Origin of the sequence: Actinomadura sp. KC345 (assembly GCF_004348515.1) — a bacterium.
Classification (GTDB): domain Bacteria; phylum Actinomycetota; class Actinomycetes; order Streptosporangiales; family Streptosporangiaceae; genus Spirillospora.
Genome location: NZ_SMKH01000187.1, coordinates 1 through 15,355, shown reverse-complemented (window position 1 = coordinate 15,355; position 15,355 = coordinate 1). Strand labels below are relative to the sequence as shown.

Sequence of the window (15,355 nt, the reverse complement as noted above, 5' to 3'; positions counted from 1 at the left end):
AAGCTCAACCCCGTCTGGCTGTTCGGCCCCTACGACCCGGGCAAGATCAGCACCGAGTCCCAGCCCTACCCGTACGTGGGCTGGCTGGACGGCCCGCTCCGCCTGATGCCCGGCTGGGAGCTGACCGCCGGGGGCCACACCCTCTCCCTGAACGTCCTCGTCCCCACCCTGCTCGTCCCCGGCCTCCTGTTCGCGGGCCTCGCCGTCTACCCGTCCCTCGAACGCCGCTTCATCGCCGACGACCTCCACGCCACCCCGGCCCGCATCGCCACCGGCACCGCCGCGATCGCCTTCTACGCCACCCTGTGGGCCGCGGGCGCCCACGACACGATCACCGAAACCTTCGGCGTCCCCCTCTTCTGGACGACCTGGTTCTTCCGCGTCGCGATCATCTACGTCCCCCTCCTCACCTTCGCGCTGGCATACCTCACCGCCTCCGTCCACGAACGCCGCAGCCACCCCGCCCCCCTGGCGTCGCGCCAACGGACATAACTTCCGCGAGCTGGGTAGGGCCTGGAAATGACCAAGGCTGGAACCTGACGGCTGGACGGGACATGTTCGAGATCGAGGACATTCGGCAGTGGCGCGGCCGCGAAGTGATCGACGAGTCCGGAAGCAAGGTCGGCGAACTGGAGGCCATCTACGTCGACACCGCGACCGACCAGCCGTCCTTCGCCACGATCAAGATCGGCCTGCCGACCCGGCAGCGCCTCGTGTTCGCACCGCTCGCAGGAGCCACGGTAGGCCCGGAGCACCTCCGCGTCGCACACCCGAAGAAGCAGATCAAGAACGCCCCCGCGATCGGCACAGACGGAGAACTCCTGGCCGCCGACGAACACGAGGTCTTCGCCTACTACGACCTCCCCTACCAGGCAGCCTCAGACGAACGCCAACTCGCCCGCCGCTGACCGTCTCCGCGGCGCGGCGCGACCTCGCTGTCTCCCTTTCATCTCCGGACGATCTTTCCGCGGCACGGTGTGTCCGACGCTGCCAAGGCTGGTGGGGTGCGGCGGGATGATCAAGTACGTACTTCGAGGTGCGCGGTTACTCTGATCTCAGTGGCCGGCTTGGAGGGGGAGCGATGCGGACGGTGCGGCGGCCGGGATCGTACGTGTGCGGGATCGACTCGGCGATGGACGTGGTCGGCGGCAAGTGGAAGGGGCTGATCCTCTGGGCGCTGCACCAGCGGCCGCACCGCTTCGGGGAGCTGCGGCGAGAACTGCCCGGGGTGTCGGAGAAGGTCCTCACCAGCCAGCTCCTTGAGCTCGAATCGGACGGCATCGTGGCTCGTACGGCGTACGACGAGGTGCCGCCGCGGGTCGAGTACTCGCTGACGCCGCTCGGGGAGTCGCTCAACGAGGCGCTGCTCCCGCTCGGTGAGTGGGGACGCGAGCACATCCTCGGCCAGGTCCCCGGACGCTGACGTCACGGGCGCGGGAGGCCGTCCCTCATCGGTGATCGAATCGCGCCGGGCGTAGGAGTTCCCCGGCGCTCGCCCCACCGGCCGTGAGGCGTCCGGTGCGAGGGGGCACGCACTTTTTTGTGCGTACTTGGCAGGGGTGCGCCAACGGGGACAGCCTGGAGGCGATGCGTTCAGCGGGGCCGTTCGACCGATGCGGTCTTCCAATAACCGGGAGCAGGGCGGTCCTTTCCTTGCCCCCGATCGCAGCGGTCGCCCCGCAGACGCCCGTGTTCTGAACGGGCGCTCGCGCGTCCGTCATCTGACCCTTTGGGGAGTTGAATCATGCCTGACCACTCTGCCGTCACCGTGATCGGTCTAGGACCTATGGGCCGGGCCCTTGCGGGCGCGTTCGTGAACGCGGGCTTGCGCACCACCGTCTGGAACAGGACACCCGGCCGGGACACCGACCTGGTCGAACGCGGCGCGATCCGCGCCCGGTCGCCTGAGGAGGCGGTCGCCGCGAGCGAGCTGACCGTTGTGTGCGTCCTGGATTACGACGCGTCCGACGCCGTCCTGCGGCGGGACGCGGTCGCCGCCGCGCTCAAGGGCCGCACCGTGGTGAATCTGACCGCCGATACGCCCGGCCGGGCGCGCGACACCGCGTCATGGGCGAGCGACCATGGCATCCGCTACCTGGACGGCGCGATCATGTCGCCGAGCGTCACGCCTGGAACGCCGGACGCGGTGTTCATCTACAGCGGTCCTGAGCGCCTCTACCGGGACCACCTGCCGGCGCTGGAGGCCCTGGGCGGTACCCACACCCATCTGGGCGAGGACATCGGCCGGGCCGCCGCGTACGACGTCGCGCTCCTGGACATCTACTGGACGTCCATGACGGGCTACGCGCACGCGCTGGCCGCGGCCAAGGCCGAGGGGATCACGGCGCGCGAGCTGCTCCCGTTCGCCCAGGGCATCGCCGCGATCCTGCCGCCGATCTTCGAGGCGACCGCGGACCAGGTGGACCAGGACGACATCACCGGAGAAGGATCACCGATCGGCTCGACCGCCGCGACCATGGCCCACGTCATCCACACCTCCGAGGGTCACGGAATCGACGCCGCCCTGATGCGGGCCGCCAAGGGCCTGGTCCGCCGCACCATAGCGACGACCAACGAGAACGACGGCTTCATGCGCGTCACCGAACTCCTCGGAGGAACGACCACCACACGTTAGGGAGCACCGAACACATCACAGGCGGCCGTGACCAACTGGAGGTCACGGCCGCCTTACAGCCCGTCCCGCCGATGTCGTCGATGCCGACCGCTGCTGATCGTCGAACGGTGGTTCGACCCACTCCAATCGAGCCGCACCGCGTAGCGCCGCTGCGGTCGGTCTGACGAGCGGTGCTCTAGGCGAAAAGGTCCTCGGCGCGCTCGACGGTGGCGGCGCGTTGAATCCACCGCTCGATCCGGTCGGGATCAGTACAACTCTCGATACGCCCGCGCACACCAGCACTCAGGACAACGCCACGGGCCTCCAGCATCAGCAGTAGCGCCTTGATCTCACCCTTGACCTCACCCTCGGCGCGGCCCTGGGCGCGCCCCTCGGCGCGGCCCTCGGCGCGGTGGGTCTTGGCGAAGTCGGACTCCCATTCGTAGCCCTTGACCGTCATGGTCTCCTCCAGGAGCTTGCGGGCGGCGTCAGAGAACCGCGACGTTATGTAGTCATAGTAGAGCTTGCGGGTGTCATCGGTCAGCGACTGGAGGGCGTCGGTCAGGCTGTCGAGGACGGCTCTGGACTCGGGTCCGTCCGCATGAACCGGCGCGCCGAGCACCGCGAGTACCGCCCGCTCGCGAGGACGGGCGAGGCCCATGGTCGGGGCAGCAACGGGTCGGCAGATCGTGGGCGCTGGCCTTGAGGCGGTCAGTGCGGCCCGAGGGAGGAAGGCGGTGCGGCCGCTGGGCGTTGCCCCGGGTGCACCGTCCGCGCCGCCTTCGCCGACCCTTCTGCGCCCTTGGCGGGGCGGCGCTCATGGCTTCCGGGGAAATTTCACAACGGCGCGTTGATCGTCTCGGTTGAATCCTTGCGATGTTCGCTCGGCCATTCGAGCGTATCGAGAGGACATTCACTGAGAGTGCACGGTTACGGTAAGCGACATGGGCGCGAAACGTTCTCTCACCCAGCGGACGATGACGCACCGTTACCGATTCCGGTTCCGCGGATTGACCCAGTGTGATCGACTTCACTCACCGTGGAGACCATCTGCGACCGGCCCAGGAGGGCGGTCGATGTGTCCTTTTCCACCTTCTGAAGTCTTGCGCTGGGGCGTCGCAGGTGCCCTGACCAGGGGCGGGACGATCTCGCCCCAGCGTCCAGCCGGAGGCGTTTCCGCTGGTCAGAGCGTTACTCAACGTCCTAGAATGAGGAGATGCGTTCGGTCATTGAGGGGGTTTGCACAATCCGCCGCATGACCAAGATCGGTCATTCACCTGCTGTTTTCCTTCTCTTAGGGTTGCGCCGGAAGCAGTTATCACTACACTGCTGCCTCATCATCCCCCACCGTCTCCCCGACCCCTTGTAGTCGAGCACACCTGCCATGTTTGCCGCCTAGGCGCGGCATCCCCCGCCATCGCTGAGTGTGATTCTCGCCGGAGAGACGTGGAGAGATCCCCGATCAGAGGAGAAACGCAATGCGCTCAACCCGGCTGGCCGCGGCAGGAGTCGCCGCGGGAGCACTGGTGCTTGGGATGGCGGGCCCTGCACTCGCGGAGGGCAAGGCCGTGGCGTCCCCGAACCCGTTCACGGCGGGCTCGGCCATCACCGTCAAGGTGTCCGGCTGCAACGCCGAGAGCGAGCCCGTGCTGAAGCACGGCGGCACCATGGTCTTCGCCCAGGTGGTGAACTTCACCCGCCAGGGCGACCTGTGGACGAGCGGCCCGGTCAAGACCTTCGACAGCAGGCAGCTGAAGGCGGGCCAGACCTACCCCTACACGGTCACCTGCCACGACGAGAACCAGCAGAAGCTGACGATGCAGCTGCCGCTCAAGGTCGCCGCGTCGTCCGAGGACCCCGACCCGCAGCCGGGCTTCAAGTTCGGGTACGACAAGGTGAAGCTGTCCAGCACCAAGGTCGTCCCGGGCGGGAAGACCACCTTCGCGGTGACCTGCCCGAGCGAGGTCACCATCACCGGCAACGGCTACACCCAGAACCCGCTCCCGGTGAAGAAGACCGGTGAGAACACCTGGGGCGCCAGCGGAACGTTCAAGAGCAACCTGCCCGACCCGACCAACGTCACGGTGGTCTGCAAGGGCTTCGGCTCGGTCAAGTACAGCACCAGCCCGGCGAAGGACGACGGGAACGGCAACGGCAACGGCGGCGGCAACAACAACATGACGCCGAAGACGCCGGAGATCCCCACCCAGCCGGTCAACACCGGTGACGGCAGCTCGCTGACCAACGGCGGCTCGCCGATGGCGGCCGCCGCCTGGGGCGCGATCGCGTTCCTCGGCCTGGGCGCGGTGGCGCTGCGGCGCCGGACGGCTCAGGAGCGTTCGTAAGTTGCCTGAATTCTCAGCAACGGCCACCGGCCGCCGCGCCATGGGCGTAGCGGCCGGTGCGCTGCTCACCGGACTGCTGTTGAGTGGTTGCGGTGGCGAAGAGAGCCCCGCCTCCTCCGAGGGGAGCCCCGGGGCGACCGCCGCCGCCAGCGCCACCCCGGCGGCGGCGTCCGCGCCGCTGACCCACTCACTGCCCACGAAGATCACCATCCCGAAGATCGGTGTGTCGGCGCCCATCAACGAGAGTCGGCTGCTCCCCAACGGGGCCGTCGAGGAGCCGCCACTGAGCCGGCCGAACCTTGTCGGCTGGTACAACGAGGGACCGACGCCGGGCGAGATCGGGCCGTCGGTCCTCCTCGGCCACGTGGACGCCAACGGTAAGAACGCCGTCTTCTTCAGGCTGAAGGAACTCGTCGCGGGCGACCAGATCCAAGTGGCGCGCAAGGACGGCACGACCGCCACGTTCGCCGTTGAGAAGCAGCAGCGCGTGGACAAGAACGCCCTCCCGCACAAGCAGGTGTTCGGCGCCTCGCTGGACCACGCGGCCCTGCGGCTCATCACCTGCGGAGGTGCGTTCGACCGCGCGTCGGGCCACTACAAGGACAACATCATCGTCTACGCCAAGCTGGTCACCGCCTGACAGCACGGCAACGAGACCGCCCGCCCGTCCACGACCGTGGAGGGGCGGGCGGTTTCGTCGTTCAGCGGCGGTACAGGTTCAGGCGGTCCTCGCCGATGCGCTCACGGAGGGACGGGTCGTCCACGCCCTGGCCTTCGCCGGTGGCGCCGCAGAGGACGGCGACCTTGCCGATGTGCTGGTTGGTCTGGACGGCGCGGGTCGCGTCGCCCGCCTGGTCCAGCGGGAAGACCTTCGAGAGCGTCGGGTGGATCATGCCGAGGCTGATGAGGCGGTTGACCTCGACGGCCTCGTGGTAGTTGAAGCCGTGCGAGCCGATGATGCTCTTGAGGCGCATCCAGAGGAAGCGGTTGTCGTACTCGTGCTTGTAGCCCGTGGACGAGCCGCAGGTGACGACCTTGCCGCCGCGCTTGGTGACGTAGACGGAGGCGCCGAACGTCTCACGGCCGAGGTACTCGAAGACGATGCCCGGATCCTCGCCGACGAGCGCGCGGATCGCCTCGCCCAGCACGCGTCCGGCCTTGGGGTGGCGGAGGCCCTGCTCGCCGAGGTTCAGCTCGTTCCGGTTGATGACGTGCTCGCAGCCCTGGGAGCGGACGATGTCGGCCTTCTCGTCGGAGGAGACGACGCCGACCGGGATGCCGCCGCCGTTCTTGACGAGCTGCGTCGCGAACGAGCCGAGGCCGCCGGTGGCGCCCCAGATCAGGACGACGTCGCCCTGCTTGATGCGGGCGCCGTGCTGCCCGACGAGCATGCGGTAGGCGGTGCCGGCGCACAGGGTGTTGGAGCCGGCCTCCTCCCACGTGAGGTGGGCGGGCTTGGGGATGAGCTGGTTCGCCTTGACGATGCAGTACTCGCCGAGTGAGCCGAAGTTCGTCTCGAAACCCCAGGCGAGCTGGGTCTCGCTCATCATGCCGTCGTCGTAGGAGCCGTGGTCCTCCTCGTCCACGTAGGACGGGGACAGGACGACCTTGTCGCCCACCTTCCAGCTCTTCACGCCGGCGCCGGTGCGGACGACGACGCCCGAGCCGTCGGAGCCGAGGATGTGGTACGGCAGGTCGTGCCGGGCGCCGTACCAGCCCTGGCGGCCGAACTTCTCCAGGAACGCGAACGTGGGGACGGGCTCGAAGATCGCCGACCAGACGGTGTTGAAGTTGATCGCGGCGGACATCACCGCTACGACGACCTCGTCAGGGGCGAGTTCCGGCATCTCGACCTCGCCGACGTGCAGGGAGCGGCGCACGTCCTTGTCGGTCTGCCCCTCGAAGATCCCGACCTCGTCCTTGCGGGTGAACGCGGCGCGGAAACGGGTCGGCAGGTCGATCTCCTGCAGCTCGGGGCCGCTTGCGCCGGACCGGACGGCGTCGAGCAGATCGTGGGACTGGGCCATGGGGGTGTCCTCCGTGGAACGACGGGGTTCGGGGGCGGCCCTCAGCGGGCCGGGGTCGACGTGGCGGTCGGGACCGGGACGGCTGCGGCGTGCTCCGGCCGTCCGGCCAGCAGGCCCTCCAGGTGCGCGGCGAGAACGCCCACACCGGGCGGGTCCAGCAGGTTGAGGTGGTGCACTCCGGGGATCGTGACGATCTCCAGGTCGGAGCAGAGCTCGCCGAAACCGTTGGTCCCGTCGAGCACGTAGCGGGCATCCCGGACGGCCCAGGGGGTTTCCTCGGGCGCGTAGTAGAGGATGACCCGGCCCTCGTACGGCTCGGGCTGGTACGCCTCCAGGGATCGGGTGTCCTGGTGGGAGGTGAGCTGGTGCGTGAGGGCCGCCGGCGGGATGTGGTCCACGAGCGGGGCCGCGCGCTCCATGACCAGCGCGAACTGCGCTTCCTCGTCCAGTCCGGACAGCTCCTCGTGGGTGAGGGTGACGTCCAGGCCGTACGTCTCGTTGATGTAGTCGGCGAACGCGGAGAACCGGCGGGCGAGCGTGTCGGACTCGTCGTCCACGGCGAGCGGGAGGCCCGCGTCGAACAGCGCGACGAACTCGACCTCGCGTCCGGCTGCGGTGAGCTGCCGCGCGGTCTCGTAGGCGAGGACGCCGCCGAACGACCAGCCGCCGAGCCGGAACGCGCCCTCGGGCTGCGCCTCCAGGAGGTGCCGGACGTAGCGGGCGGCGCGCTCCTCGACGGACGGCGCGTCCTCGAACCTTTCCAGACCGTAGACGGGCTGGTCGTCGCCGAGCAGGTCGATGAGCTGGCGGTAGCAGGCGGTGGTGCCGCCGGCGGGGTGCGCGATGAAGATCGGGCGGCGCCCCCCGGAACGGCTTGTTTCCATGTGGGGGGACGACCCCCCACGCCCCCCGGAACGGCTTGGTGTCAGCGGCCGGACGGTCTGCCGCGCGGCCTCCTCGTCGGCGGCCCGGATGAACTCGGCGACGTTCTCGGCCGTGGGCACCTCGAACAGTTCGCCGCGGGTCACCTCAGCGCCCAGTTCGGCCGTGACCCGTGCCACGACCTGGTCGGCCTGATGGTCCTGCCCGCCGAGTTCGGCGAAGAAGTCGGCCGTGACGCCGACGCGGTCGAGGCCCAGGACGTCCTCGAAGATGCGGACGGCGAGGCGCTCGGCGGCGTCGCGCGCCATGACGTATCCGGCTTCGGCGTTGGAGACCGCTTCGGTGCCGGAGGCCGCGGCCGCCTCCGGGGCGGGGGCGTCCGCGAGGCCCAGCTCGCCGGCGGCCCACTCCTCGAAGACGTTGACGCTCGCGCCCTGGAGCAGCACCGACGCGGGGACGGTCAGCCCGAGATCGTGCTCGACGCCGCTCTTGATCCGCACCGCGACGAGGGAGTCGAGGCCGAGGTCGGTGAGCGGGACGGCCGGGTCGAGGCGCTGCGGGTCGAAGCCGAGGACGGCCGCGATCCGGCGCCTGACCTGCGTCGCGATCATCGTGCGGGCGGTCGCGGGGTCGACGTCCTTGAGCGCCTCGACGCCGGGCCAGTCGCCCGCGTCGGCGGCCCCGGCGTCATCCGCTGCCGCGGTGAGCGCGGCGAAGTACGGCATGGTGCGGATCTCGGGGAACAGCCCGACCGCGGTGACGGGGTCGAAGCGCAGCACGCCCGTCGCCGGCATACCGCGGGCGAGCAGCGTCTCCAGCGCTTCGGCGCCCTCCGCGGGACTGATCGGGTCGATGACGGCGACCGACGTGTCGGCGGCGCCGCCGACCTGTGACCAGGTGCCCCAGTTGATCGTGGTGCCGGGGCGTCCGGCCGACCGCCGGTCGGCCATCAGCGCGTCGATCGCGGCGTTCGCGGCGGCGTAGGCGGCCTGGCCGGGCGAGCCGAGCAGCGCCGCGGCCGACGAGTGCGTGACGAACCAGTCGAGGCCGAGATCCCAGGTGGCGTCGCTGAGCCGCCGCGCGCCCTCGACCTTCGCCGTCCACACCCTGTGGAGATCGTCGGCGCCGAGGTCGGCGATCAGCCGGTCGTCGATGGCGCCCGCGCCGTGCACCACACCGCGCAGCGTGGCGCCGCCCTCCTGCGCGACCCTGATGAGGCGTTCGGCCGTGCCGGGCTCGGCGATGTCGCCGAGGACGACGCCGACGTCCACGCCCTCTTCGCGGAGGCGGGCGATCACCTTCTCGGCGTCGGCGTCGGGGCCGCTCCGCCCGGACAGGACGATGCGTCCCGCGCCGCGTTCGGCCAGCAGCCGCGCGGTGACCAGGCCGATCCCGCCGTAGCCGCCGGTGATCACGTAGGCGCCGCCGCGCCTGACGATCCGCTTCGGCTTCGCGTCCGGTTCCGGAAGGGCGGCCTGGGCCAGCCGCGCCACGTGACGCCTGCCGCCGCGCCAGGCGGCCTCGCGCGCCTCGTCGTCGCTCAGCAGCTCCGCGACCAGGTCGGCGGGACGGTCGACGTCCACATGCGTGGCCTTCTGGACGCCGCGTTCGAACGCCAGGACCCTGGTGAGCGCGCTGACGAAGCCGTGGCCGGGCTCGCCCCGCTCTCCGGCCCTCACGGGGACCGCTCTGTGCGTCGCGACGTACATGCGGGGGCCGTCCGGGAGGGAGCGGCTCACACCGGCGACGGCCAGGACCAGATCCTCGTCCACGAGATCCGCTGACGGGACGAGGACGACGCCGTCCACCGGCTCGTCCATCGCCGGGTGGTCGTCGGGCGGACGGTCCACCAGCAGATGCCGGACGACCCGGCGCCCGCGCCTTTCCAGTTCGGCGACGACCGCACCGGCGAGCACGTCCTCTTCATCGGCCAGCACCAACCAGGTGCCGTTTCCGTCCGCGTCCACGTCCGCTTCGGGGAGCGGGGCCTCGTCCCAGACGAGTTCGACGAGCTTGTCGGCGACGGGGACGGGGACGTCGTGGCGCTCAACGCTGCGTAGGACGATCCCCGTGGCCTCGGCGAGCACCTGCCCGTCCGCCGCGAGAAGCTGAACCGAACCCGTCATCCCTGCGTCGTCCTGGGTGACGGTCGCCCGGACGTGGCCGCCACGATGCGCCGGCCCGTAGACGCGCAGGCTGCCGATGGTCTCGGCCAGCCACGTCCCTCCGGCGACCGCCGCCGCCTCGTCCGACAGGACGTCCAGGCAACGACCGAACACCTCGGGATGCAGCCGGTAATGGCGGCTGCCCCGCTCAGCACCCGCGACCTCCTGAGCGGCACCCGGAACCTCGGCGGCTCCACCGTGTCCGGGTGCGGCAGGGACGCGGTGGTCTTCGCCCACGTCGGCGCTGGCCAGGCGCGCCCAGGTGCCCGCGGGCGTGAGGACGTGCACCTCGACGCGCTGCTCCGTCTCGGCGAACGTCGTCGTCACGGTCGTGTGGTCGGCGAGCGCGAGCGGACGTTCGATCCACAGGCTGTTGACGCGGACGTCCTCGGTGCCGAGCGCGGTCGCCCCGGCGGCGAGCGCCATCTCCGCGAACGCCGCGACCGGCAGCGTGTGCAGGCCGTGGACGGTCGTCCCGGTGAGCCACGGCTGGGCGCCGAGTCCCAGGTCCGCGCGCCAGGCGTGCCGCTCTTCGCCGGGCATCTCCACGTGTGCACCGAGGAGGGGGTGTTCGTCCCGTCCTCTGGAGGCGCGTGCCGAAAGGTCGACCCAGTGGCGCTCGTGTCGCCACGGAGACTGCGGGACGTCGACGATCCGGCCGTCGGCGGGCGCGGTGACCGCGTGCCCGTGCGCGGCCAGGGTCGCGAGCTGCGCGTGGAAGGTCAGGGTGTCGTCGGTTTCCCGGCCCTTCGGTGCCCGCTTGAGCGTGTGGGTGACGAGCGCGCCCGTCCCCTCCAGGGTCTCCCCGACGGCGTGCGCGAGGATGGGATGCGCGTTGACCTCGACGAACGTCCTGAACCCGTCCTCGGCCGCCGCCGCGACCGCGTCCGTGAGCCGGACCGCGTTCCGCAGGTTCGCCGCCCAGTGGGAGACCCCGAGCCCGGCTGCCCCATCGCCCTCCGCGGCGAGGAGGGCGCGGGGGTCGTCGAGAGCGGTCGTGTAGAGCTTGATGCCTTCGGCCAGGGGGGTGCCGCGTTCGGCGCCGACCTCGGCCAGGAGTTCGCGCAGCTCGGGGAGGAGCGGGTCGACCTGCGGAGAGTGCCCGGCGCCCTCGGCCTGGACCATCCGGGCCAGGCGCCCCTCGGCCTCGGCGCGTCCGACGATCTCGGCGACCTGGTCGGCGTCGCCGGTGACGACGGTCTGCTTCGGCGAGGAGTGCACGGCCGCGTACACCTCGGGCAGGCCCTCGCTCAGGCGCGCGACCTCTCCGGCGGACGCGCCGAGCACGGCCATCGCGCCGCCTCCGACGAGCCGGGTCAGCAGGCGGGAGCGGCGGCAGATGACGCGGACGCCGTCCTCCAGGGTGATCGCGCCGGCGACGACCGCGGCCGCGACCTCGCCCATCGAGTGGCCGATCACCGCGCCGGGGGTGACGCCGTACGACGCCCACATCCGGGCCAGGCCGATCTGGACGGCGAAGAGCACCGGCATCGCGACGACCGGGCCGTCCGGCTTCTCGCCCGCCTCAAGGAGCGCCCACAGGCCGGGGCCGCCCTCCTCGGCGAACAGGCCGTCCAGGTCGTCGATGGCCTCGGCGAACGCGGGTTCCTCCTCCAGGAGCCGCTGCGCCATGCCCGCGCGTTGCGCGCCGTATCCGGAGAACACCCACACGGGGCGGCCGGGCGCACCGAGCGCGGTACCGGTCACCACGCCGGGGTGGGGGCGGCCTTCGGCGAGGGCGGCCAGCCCGTCGACGAGGCCGGCGCGGTCCCTGGCGGCGACGGCGGCGCGGGCCCGGCCGCGGCCGTGGCGCCGGTGCAGGGTGCGCGCGAGGTCGGGGAGCTTCACGTCCTGGTCCGGGAGCCACACCGCGAGGGCGGCGGCATGGTCGCGGATACGGTCGTCGCTGGTGTCGGACAGCGGGAACGTACGGACGACGGCCGGATGGACGTTGGCCTCCTGCGCGGGGGCCTCTTCCAGGAGGACGTGTGCGTTCGTCCCACCGAAGCCGAACCCGGACACGCCCGCACGGGCGGGATGTCCCCGATCAGGCCACGGCGTCTCTTCCGCGACGACCGCGAGGCGCAGTTCGTCGAACGGGATGTGCGGGTTGGGTTCCTTGTAGTGCGCGCTAGGCGGGATGACCCTGTGATGGAGCGCGAGGACGGTTTTGATGAGCCCGGCTATGCCCGCGGCCGATTCCATGTGCCCGAGGTTGGACTTCGCCGAGCCGAGCAGGAGCGGCACATCGGGTTCGCGTCCGGCACCGAGGATCTCGCCGACCGCCTTGGCCTCGATCGGGTCGCCCAGGAACGTGCCCGTCCCGTGGGCTTCGACGTAGTCGACCTCTCGCGTGTCGATGCCCGCGCCTGCGTAGACGTCGCGGAGCAGGGCGCGCTGCGCGTCGGAGTTGGGGGCGACGAGGCCGTTGGACCGCCCGTCGGAGTTGACGCCGGACCCCTTGACGACGGCGAGGACCCGGTCGCCGTCCCGCACCGCGTCCGACAGCCGCTTCATGACGACGGCGCCGCAGCCCTCCGCGCGGACCATGCCGTCGGCGGACGCGTCGAACGCCTTGCAGTGCCCGTCCGAGGCCGTGCCGCCCGCGAGGTCGAACGTCATCGTGACGGTCGGCGACAGCAGGACGTTCACGCCGCCGGCGAGCGCCACGTCCGCCTCGCCGCTGCGGAGCGCCTGGACGGCGAGGTGGGTCGACACCAGCGACGACGAGCAGGCGGTGTCGACGATCATGCTGGGGCCGCGCAGGTCAAGCAGGTACGACAGCCGGTTCGCGATGATGCTGAGCGCCGCGCCGGTCGCCGTGAACGGTTCGAGGGACGCCAGGTCGGACGCGGTGAACGCCGCGTACTCCGGCGCCGAGACGCCGACGAACACGCCGGTGCGGCTGCCGCGCAGCGATGCCGGGCCGATGCCCGCGTGCTCGAACGCCTCCCAGGCGACCTCCAGGACGAGGCGCTGCTGCGGGTCCATCACCGCCGCCTCGCGGGGCGTGATGCCGAAGAACCGCGCGTCGAACTCGGCGACGTCGTCGAGGAAGCCGCCGAGACGGGTCGTCCTGGCGAGCAGGTCGCCGACCTCGGGGGAACCGTCGTCGAACGGGTCCCAGCGGCCGTCGGGCACCTCGCGGACCGCGTCGCCCCGGCCGGTGAGGAACCGCCAGTAGTCCTCGGGACCGGTGAGGTCGCGGTCACCGCCGGGGAAGCGGCAGCCGATGCCGACGACGGCGACCGGCTCGTCGCTCGCGGCCTCCCGGACCGTCGGCCGCGGTTCCGGCTGCGCCGTGGCCGCCGCACCGCCCGCCAGCGCGACGGAGAGCTTGTTGATCGTCGGATGTTCCCAGACGAGGGTGGCGGGCAGCGCCCGTCCCAGCATCTGCTCGAGCTCGCCGGCGATCGCGACCGCGTCCCGGGAGGCCAGCCCGAACTCCTCGAGCGGCCGGTCGGGATCGATCTCGGAGGCGGTGGTCCTGGAGCGGCGCGCGATCTCTTCGATCAGGTGCCGGCGGATCGAATCCTCGCTGATCCGAGTCTCGTCCTGCGCGTTCTCCCGCGCGGCTCCGGAACGATCGTTGCTCTGCATGCGGTGGGTTCCCCCCAAAACCGGGATCGTTCGGCGAGCGGAGGGACCCACTTTGACCTACGATGACCAACCCACGATGCGCATCCAGACCACTTTTCTCACCCGCTACTTGTCACGGTGATGACAAGACTCGGGAGTAACCATTGTGGCCTGATGGGATAGTTGGGGCACCTGTCCCACAGTTAGGGCTGAGTAACGAGATGCGAACCAATAGTAACAATAGCGACGAGCGCTTTTAGGGGGAAGCGGCGGATTCCTGACGGCAGGGACCTGGCGCCGTACTCACAGTGACCCGGGGCCGATACCGATGGGCGCTGGCGGTCGTGGCCGTCAGCGCATTCATGACCACCATGGACAACACGGTGGTCTTCACGGCGCTGCCCACGATCATGGCCGACCTCGACATGTCGTCCTCGGCCAAGGACTGGGTCGCCACCGGGTACATCCTGATGTTCTCCTGCCTGATGATCACGGGCGGGCGGCTCACCGACGTCTTCGGCTGCCGCCTCACGTTCACCACGGGCATGGTCGTCTTCACCGCAGCCTCGGCCGTCTGCGGGCTCGCGCAGAGCTCCGAGGTCCTCATCCTCGCCCGCATCGTGCAGGGCGCCGGCGCGGCGCTCGTGCTGCCCGCCACGCAGGTGATGGTCACCGTCGGACGCAGCGACAAGCAGCGCTCCATCGGGAACATCATCTTCATCGGGGCCGCGTCCAGCGCGACCGCGCTCGGTCCCGCCATCGGCGGGATCATCGTCCAGCACTGGCACTGGGGCTGGATCTTCCTGATCAACATCCTGCCCGGCATCCTGGTGACCGTCCTCGGCCTGTTCGTCCTCACCTCGAAGGGCGAGAACAAGCACGCCCGCATCGACCTGCCCGGCGTGCTGATCTCCGCGACGATGCTGTTCGCGTTCATCTACGGGCTGGAGTCCGGCAACAAGCACGGCTGGACCGATCCGTCGGTGCTCAGCGTCTTCGTTCTCGGCGTGATCGCCCTGGTCTGCTTCATCCTGGTGGAGAACTGGGCCCCCGACCCCATGATCGACCTGCGGTTCTTCCGCAACCGGGTCTTCACCGGCGGGCTGATGTCGCAGATGCTCTACGGCATCGGCTTCAACGGCATGATGTTCTACTCGCAGCCGTTCCTGCAGCGCTTCCTCGGCTTCTCGCCGCCCGAGGCCGGTCTGGTCATGCTCCCTCCGGCCATCGCGATCATGGTCCTGACCCCGGTGGCCTTTCTCCTCGCCGGCAGGATCGGCCCACGTCCCGCCATCGGCGCGGGGATGGCCCTGATGGGCCTCGGGATGTTCCTGTTCTCGACGCTGCAGACCGGCGACGGCTACGCCGAGCTGATGCCCGGCGTCATGCTCGTCGGCGTCGGAGCGGCCCTGGGCATGCCGCTGGTGATGTACGTGCTCAAGGCGGTCCCGGAGCGGCGGGCCGGGGTGGCCAGCGGCGTCATCAACGTGATCCGGGAGGCGTCCGGCGCGTTCGGCATCGCCATCGTCGGCCTCCTCGTCCACACGATCCCGGACGAGGGCGCGAGCGGTGCGGAGCTGGAGACGTTCCGCGACGGCACCTCCTCCGGCCTCATCCTCGGCGCCGCGCTCGTCCTCGTCGGCGGCGTCATCAGCGCCCTGACCCTGCCCAGCCGCCGCGGCTGGCTCGGCCCCAAGCACGGCAAGAAACCCGCCGTCATCACCGACCCCGCCCTCCCTGAGC

At 70.6% G+C, this 15,355-nt stretch carries 9 protein-coding genes and 1 pseudogene; 7 read left to right on the top strand and 3 right to left on the bottom strand.

All coding sequences use genetic code 11. The annotated features are described in order from the left end of the window. The 4 genes and pseudogenes from E1281_RS40495 to E1281_RS26275 all read left to right on the top strand — a co-directional run. Positions 1 to 492: pseudogene (locus E1281_RS40495) on the top strand (ubiquinol-cytochrome c reductase cytochrome b subunit); the annotation flags it as partial. Positions 493 to 554: 62 nt separating this feature from the next. Further along, positions 555 to 908, top strand: coding sequence for a PRC-barrel domain-containing protein (locus E1281_RS26285; protein WP_131882350.1), 354 nt, complete (start codon positions 555 to 557; stop codon positions 906 to 908). Positions 909 to 1,081: 173 nt separating this feature from the next. Next, positions 1,082 to 1,423: a helix-turn-helix domain-containing protein gene (locus E1281_RS26280; RefSeq protein WP_131882349.1), complete on the top strand. Its 342-nt coding sequence runs from the start codon at positions 1,082 to 1,084 to the stop codon at positions 1,421 to 1,423. A 321-nt stretch (positions 1,424 to 1,744) separates the two neighbouring features. Beyond that, entirely contained in the window at positions 1,745 to 2,635 is an 891-nt protein-coding gene (locus tag E1281_RS26275) for an NAD(P)-binding domain-containing protein (protein WP_131882348.1), read from the top strand. A 175-nt stretch (positions 2,636 to 2,810) separates the two neighbouring features. Here E1281_RS26275 and E1281_RS26270 read toward each other — a convergent pair whose 3' ends face one another. Then, positions 2,811 to 3,275 carry a hypothetical protein gene (locus E1281_RS26270; protein WP_131882347.1) on the bottom strand — a complete coding sequence of 155 codons (465 nt, stop codon included), beginning with the start codon at positions 3,273 to 3,275 and terminating at the stop codon, positions 2,811 to 2,813. Between the two features lie 874 nt (positions 3,276 to 4,149). Between E1281_RS26270 and E1281_RS26265 the strand changes: the two genes are divergently transcribed. Then, positions 4,150 to 4,959, top strand: a complete 810-nt coding sequence (locus E1281_RS26265) for a hypothetical protein (RefSeq protein ID WP_131882346.1) — start codon at positions 4,150 to 4,152, stop codon at positions 4,957 to 4,959. Between the two features lies 1 nt (position 4,960). Beyond that, positions 4,961 to 5,599, top strand: coding sequence for a class F sortase (locus tag E1281_RS26260; RefSeq protein ID WP_243717417.1), 639 nt, complete (start codon positions 4,961 to 4,963; stop codon positions 5,597 to 5,599). A gap of 61 nt (positions 5,600 to 5,660) precedes the next feature. On the opposite strand, the gene ccrA is transcribed toward E1281_RS26260, so the two are convergent. Both ccrA and E1281_RS26250 read right to left on the bottom strand, forming a co-directional pair. Further along, positions 5,661 to 6,986 (bottom strand): crotonyl-CoA carboxylase/reductase, encoded by a 1,326-nt coding sequence (gene ccrA, locus E1281_RS26255; RefSeq protein ID WP_131882345.1) that lies wholly within the window; start codon positions 6,984 to 6,986, stop codon positions 5,661 to 5,663. Between the two features lie 41 nt (positions 6,987 to 7,027). Then, positions 7,028 to 13,633 (bottom strand): type I polyketide synthase, encoded by a 6,606-nt coding sequence (locus tag E1281_RS26250; protein WP_131882344.1) that lies wholly within the window; start codon positions 13,631 to 13,633, stop codon positions 7,028 to 7,030. Positions 13,634 to 13,956: 323 nt separating this feature from the next. Here E1281_RS26250 and E1281_RS26245 point away from each other — a divergent pair. Continuing rightward, positions 13,957 to 15,355: DHA2 family efflux MFS transporter permease subunit (locus tag E1281_RS26245; RefSeq protein ID WP_243717415.1), on the top strand; the 1,399-nt coding region annotated here is incomplete at its 3' end.

Coding starts and splice junctions, on each gene's coding strand:
- E1281_RS26285 (WP_131882350.1), top strand. CDS start 555: ATGTTCGAGATCGAGGACATTCGGCAGTGGCGCGGCCGCGAAGTGATC.
- E1281_RS26280 (WP_131882349.1), top strand. CDS start 1,082: ATGCGGACGGTGCGGCGGCCGGGATCGTACGTGTGCGGGATCGACTCG.
- E1281_RS26275 (WP_131882348.1), top strand. CDS start 1,745: ATGCCTGACCACTCTGCCGTCACCGTGATCGGTCTAGGACCTATGGGC.
- E1281_RS26270 (WP_131882347.1), bottom strand. CDS start 3,275: ATGGGCCTCGCCCGTCCTCGCGAGCGGGCGGTACTCGCGGTGCTCGGC.
- E1281_RS26265 (WP_131882346.1), top strand. CDS start 4,150: ATGGCGGGCCCTGCACTCGCGGAGGGCAAGGCCGTGGCGTCCCCGAAC.
- ccrA (WP_131882345.1), bottom strand. CDS start 6,986: ATGGCCCAGTCCCACGATCTGCTCGACGCCGTCCGGTCCGGCGCAAGC.
- E1281_RS26250 (WP_131882344.1), bottom strand. CDS start 13,633: ATGCAGAGCAACGATCGTTCCGGAGCCGCGCGGGAGAACGCGCAGGAC.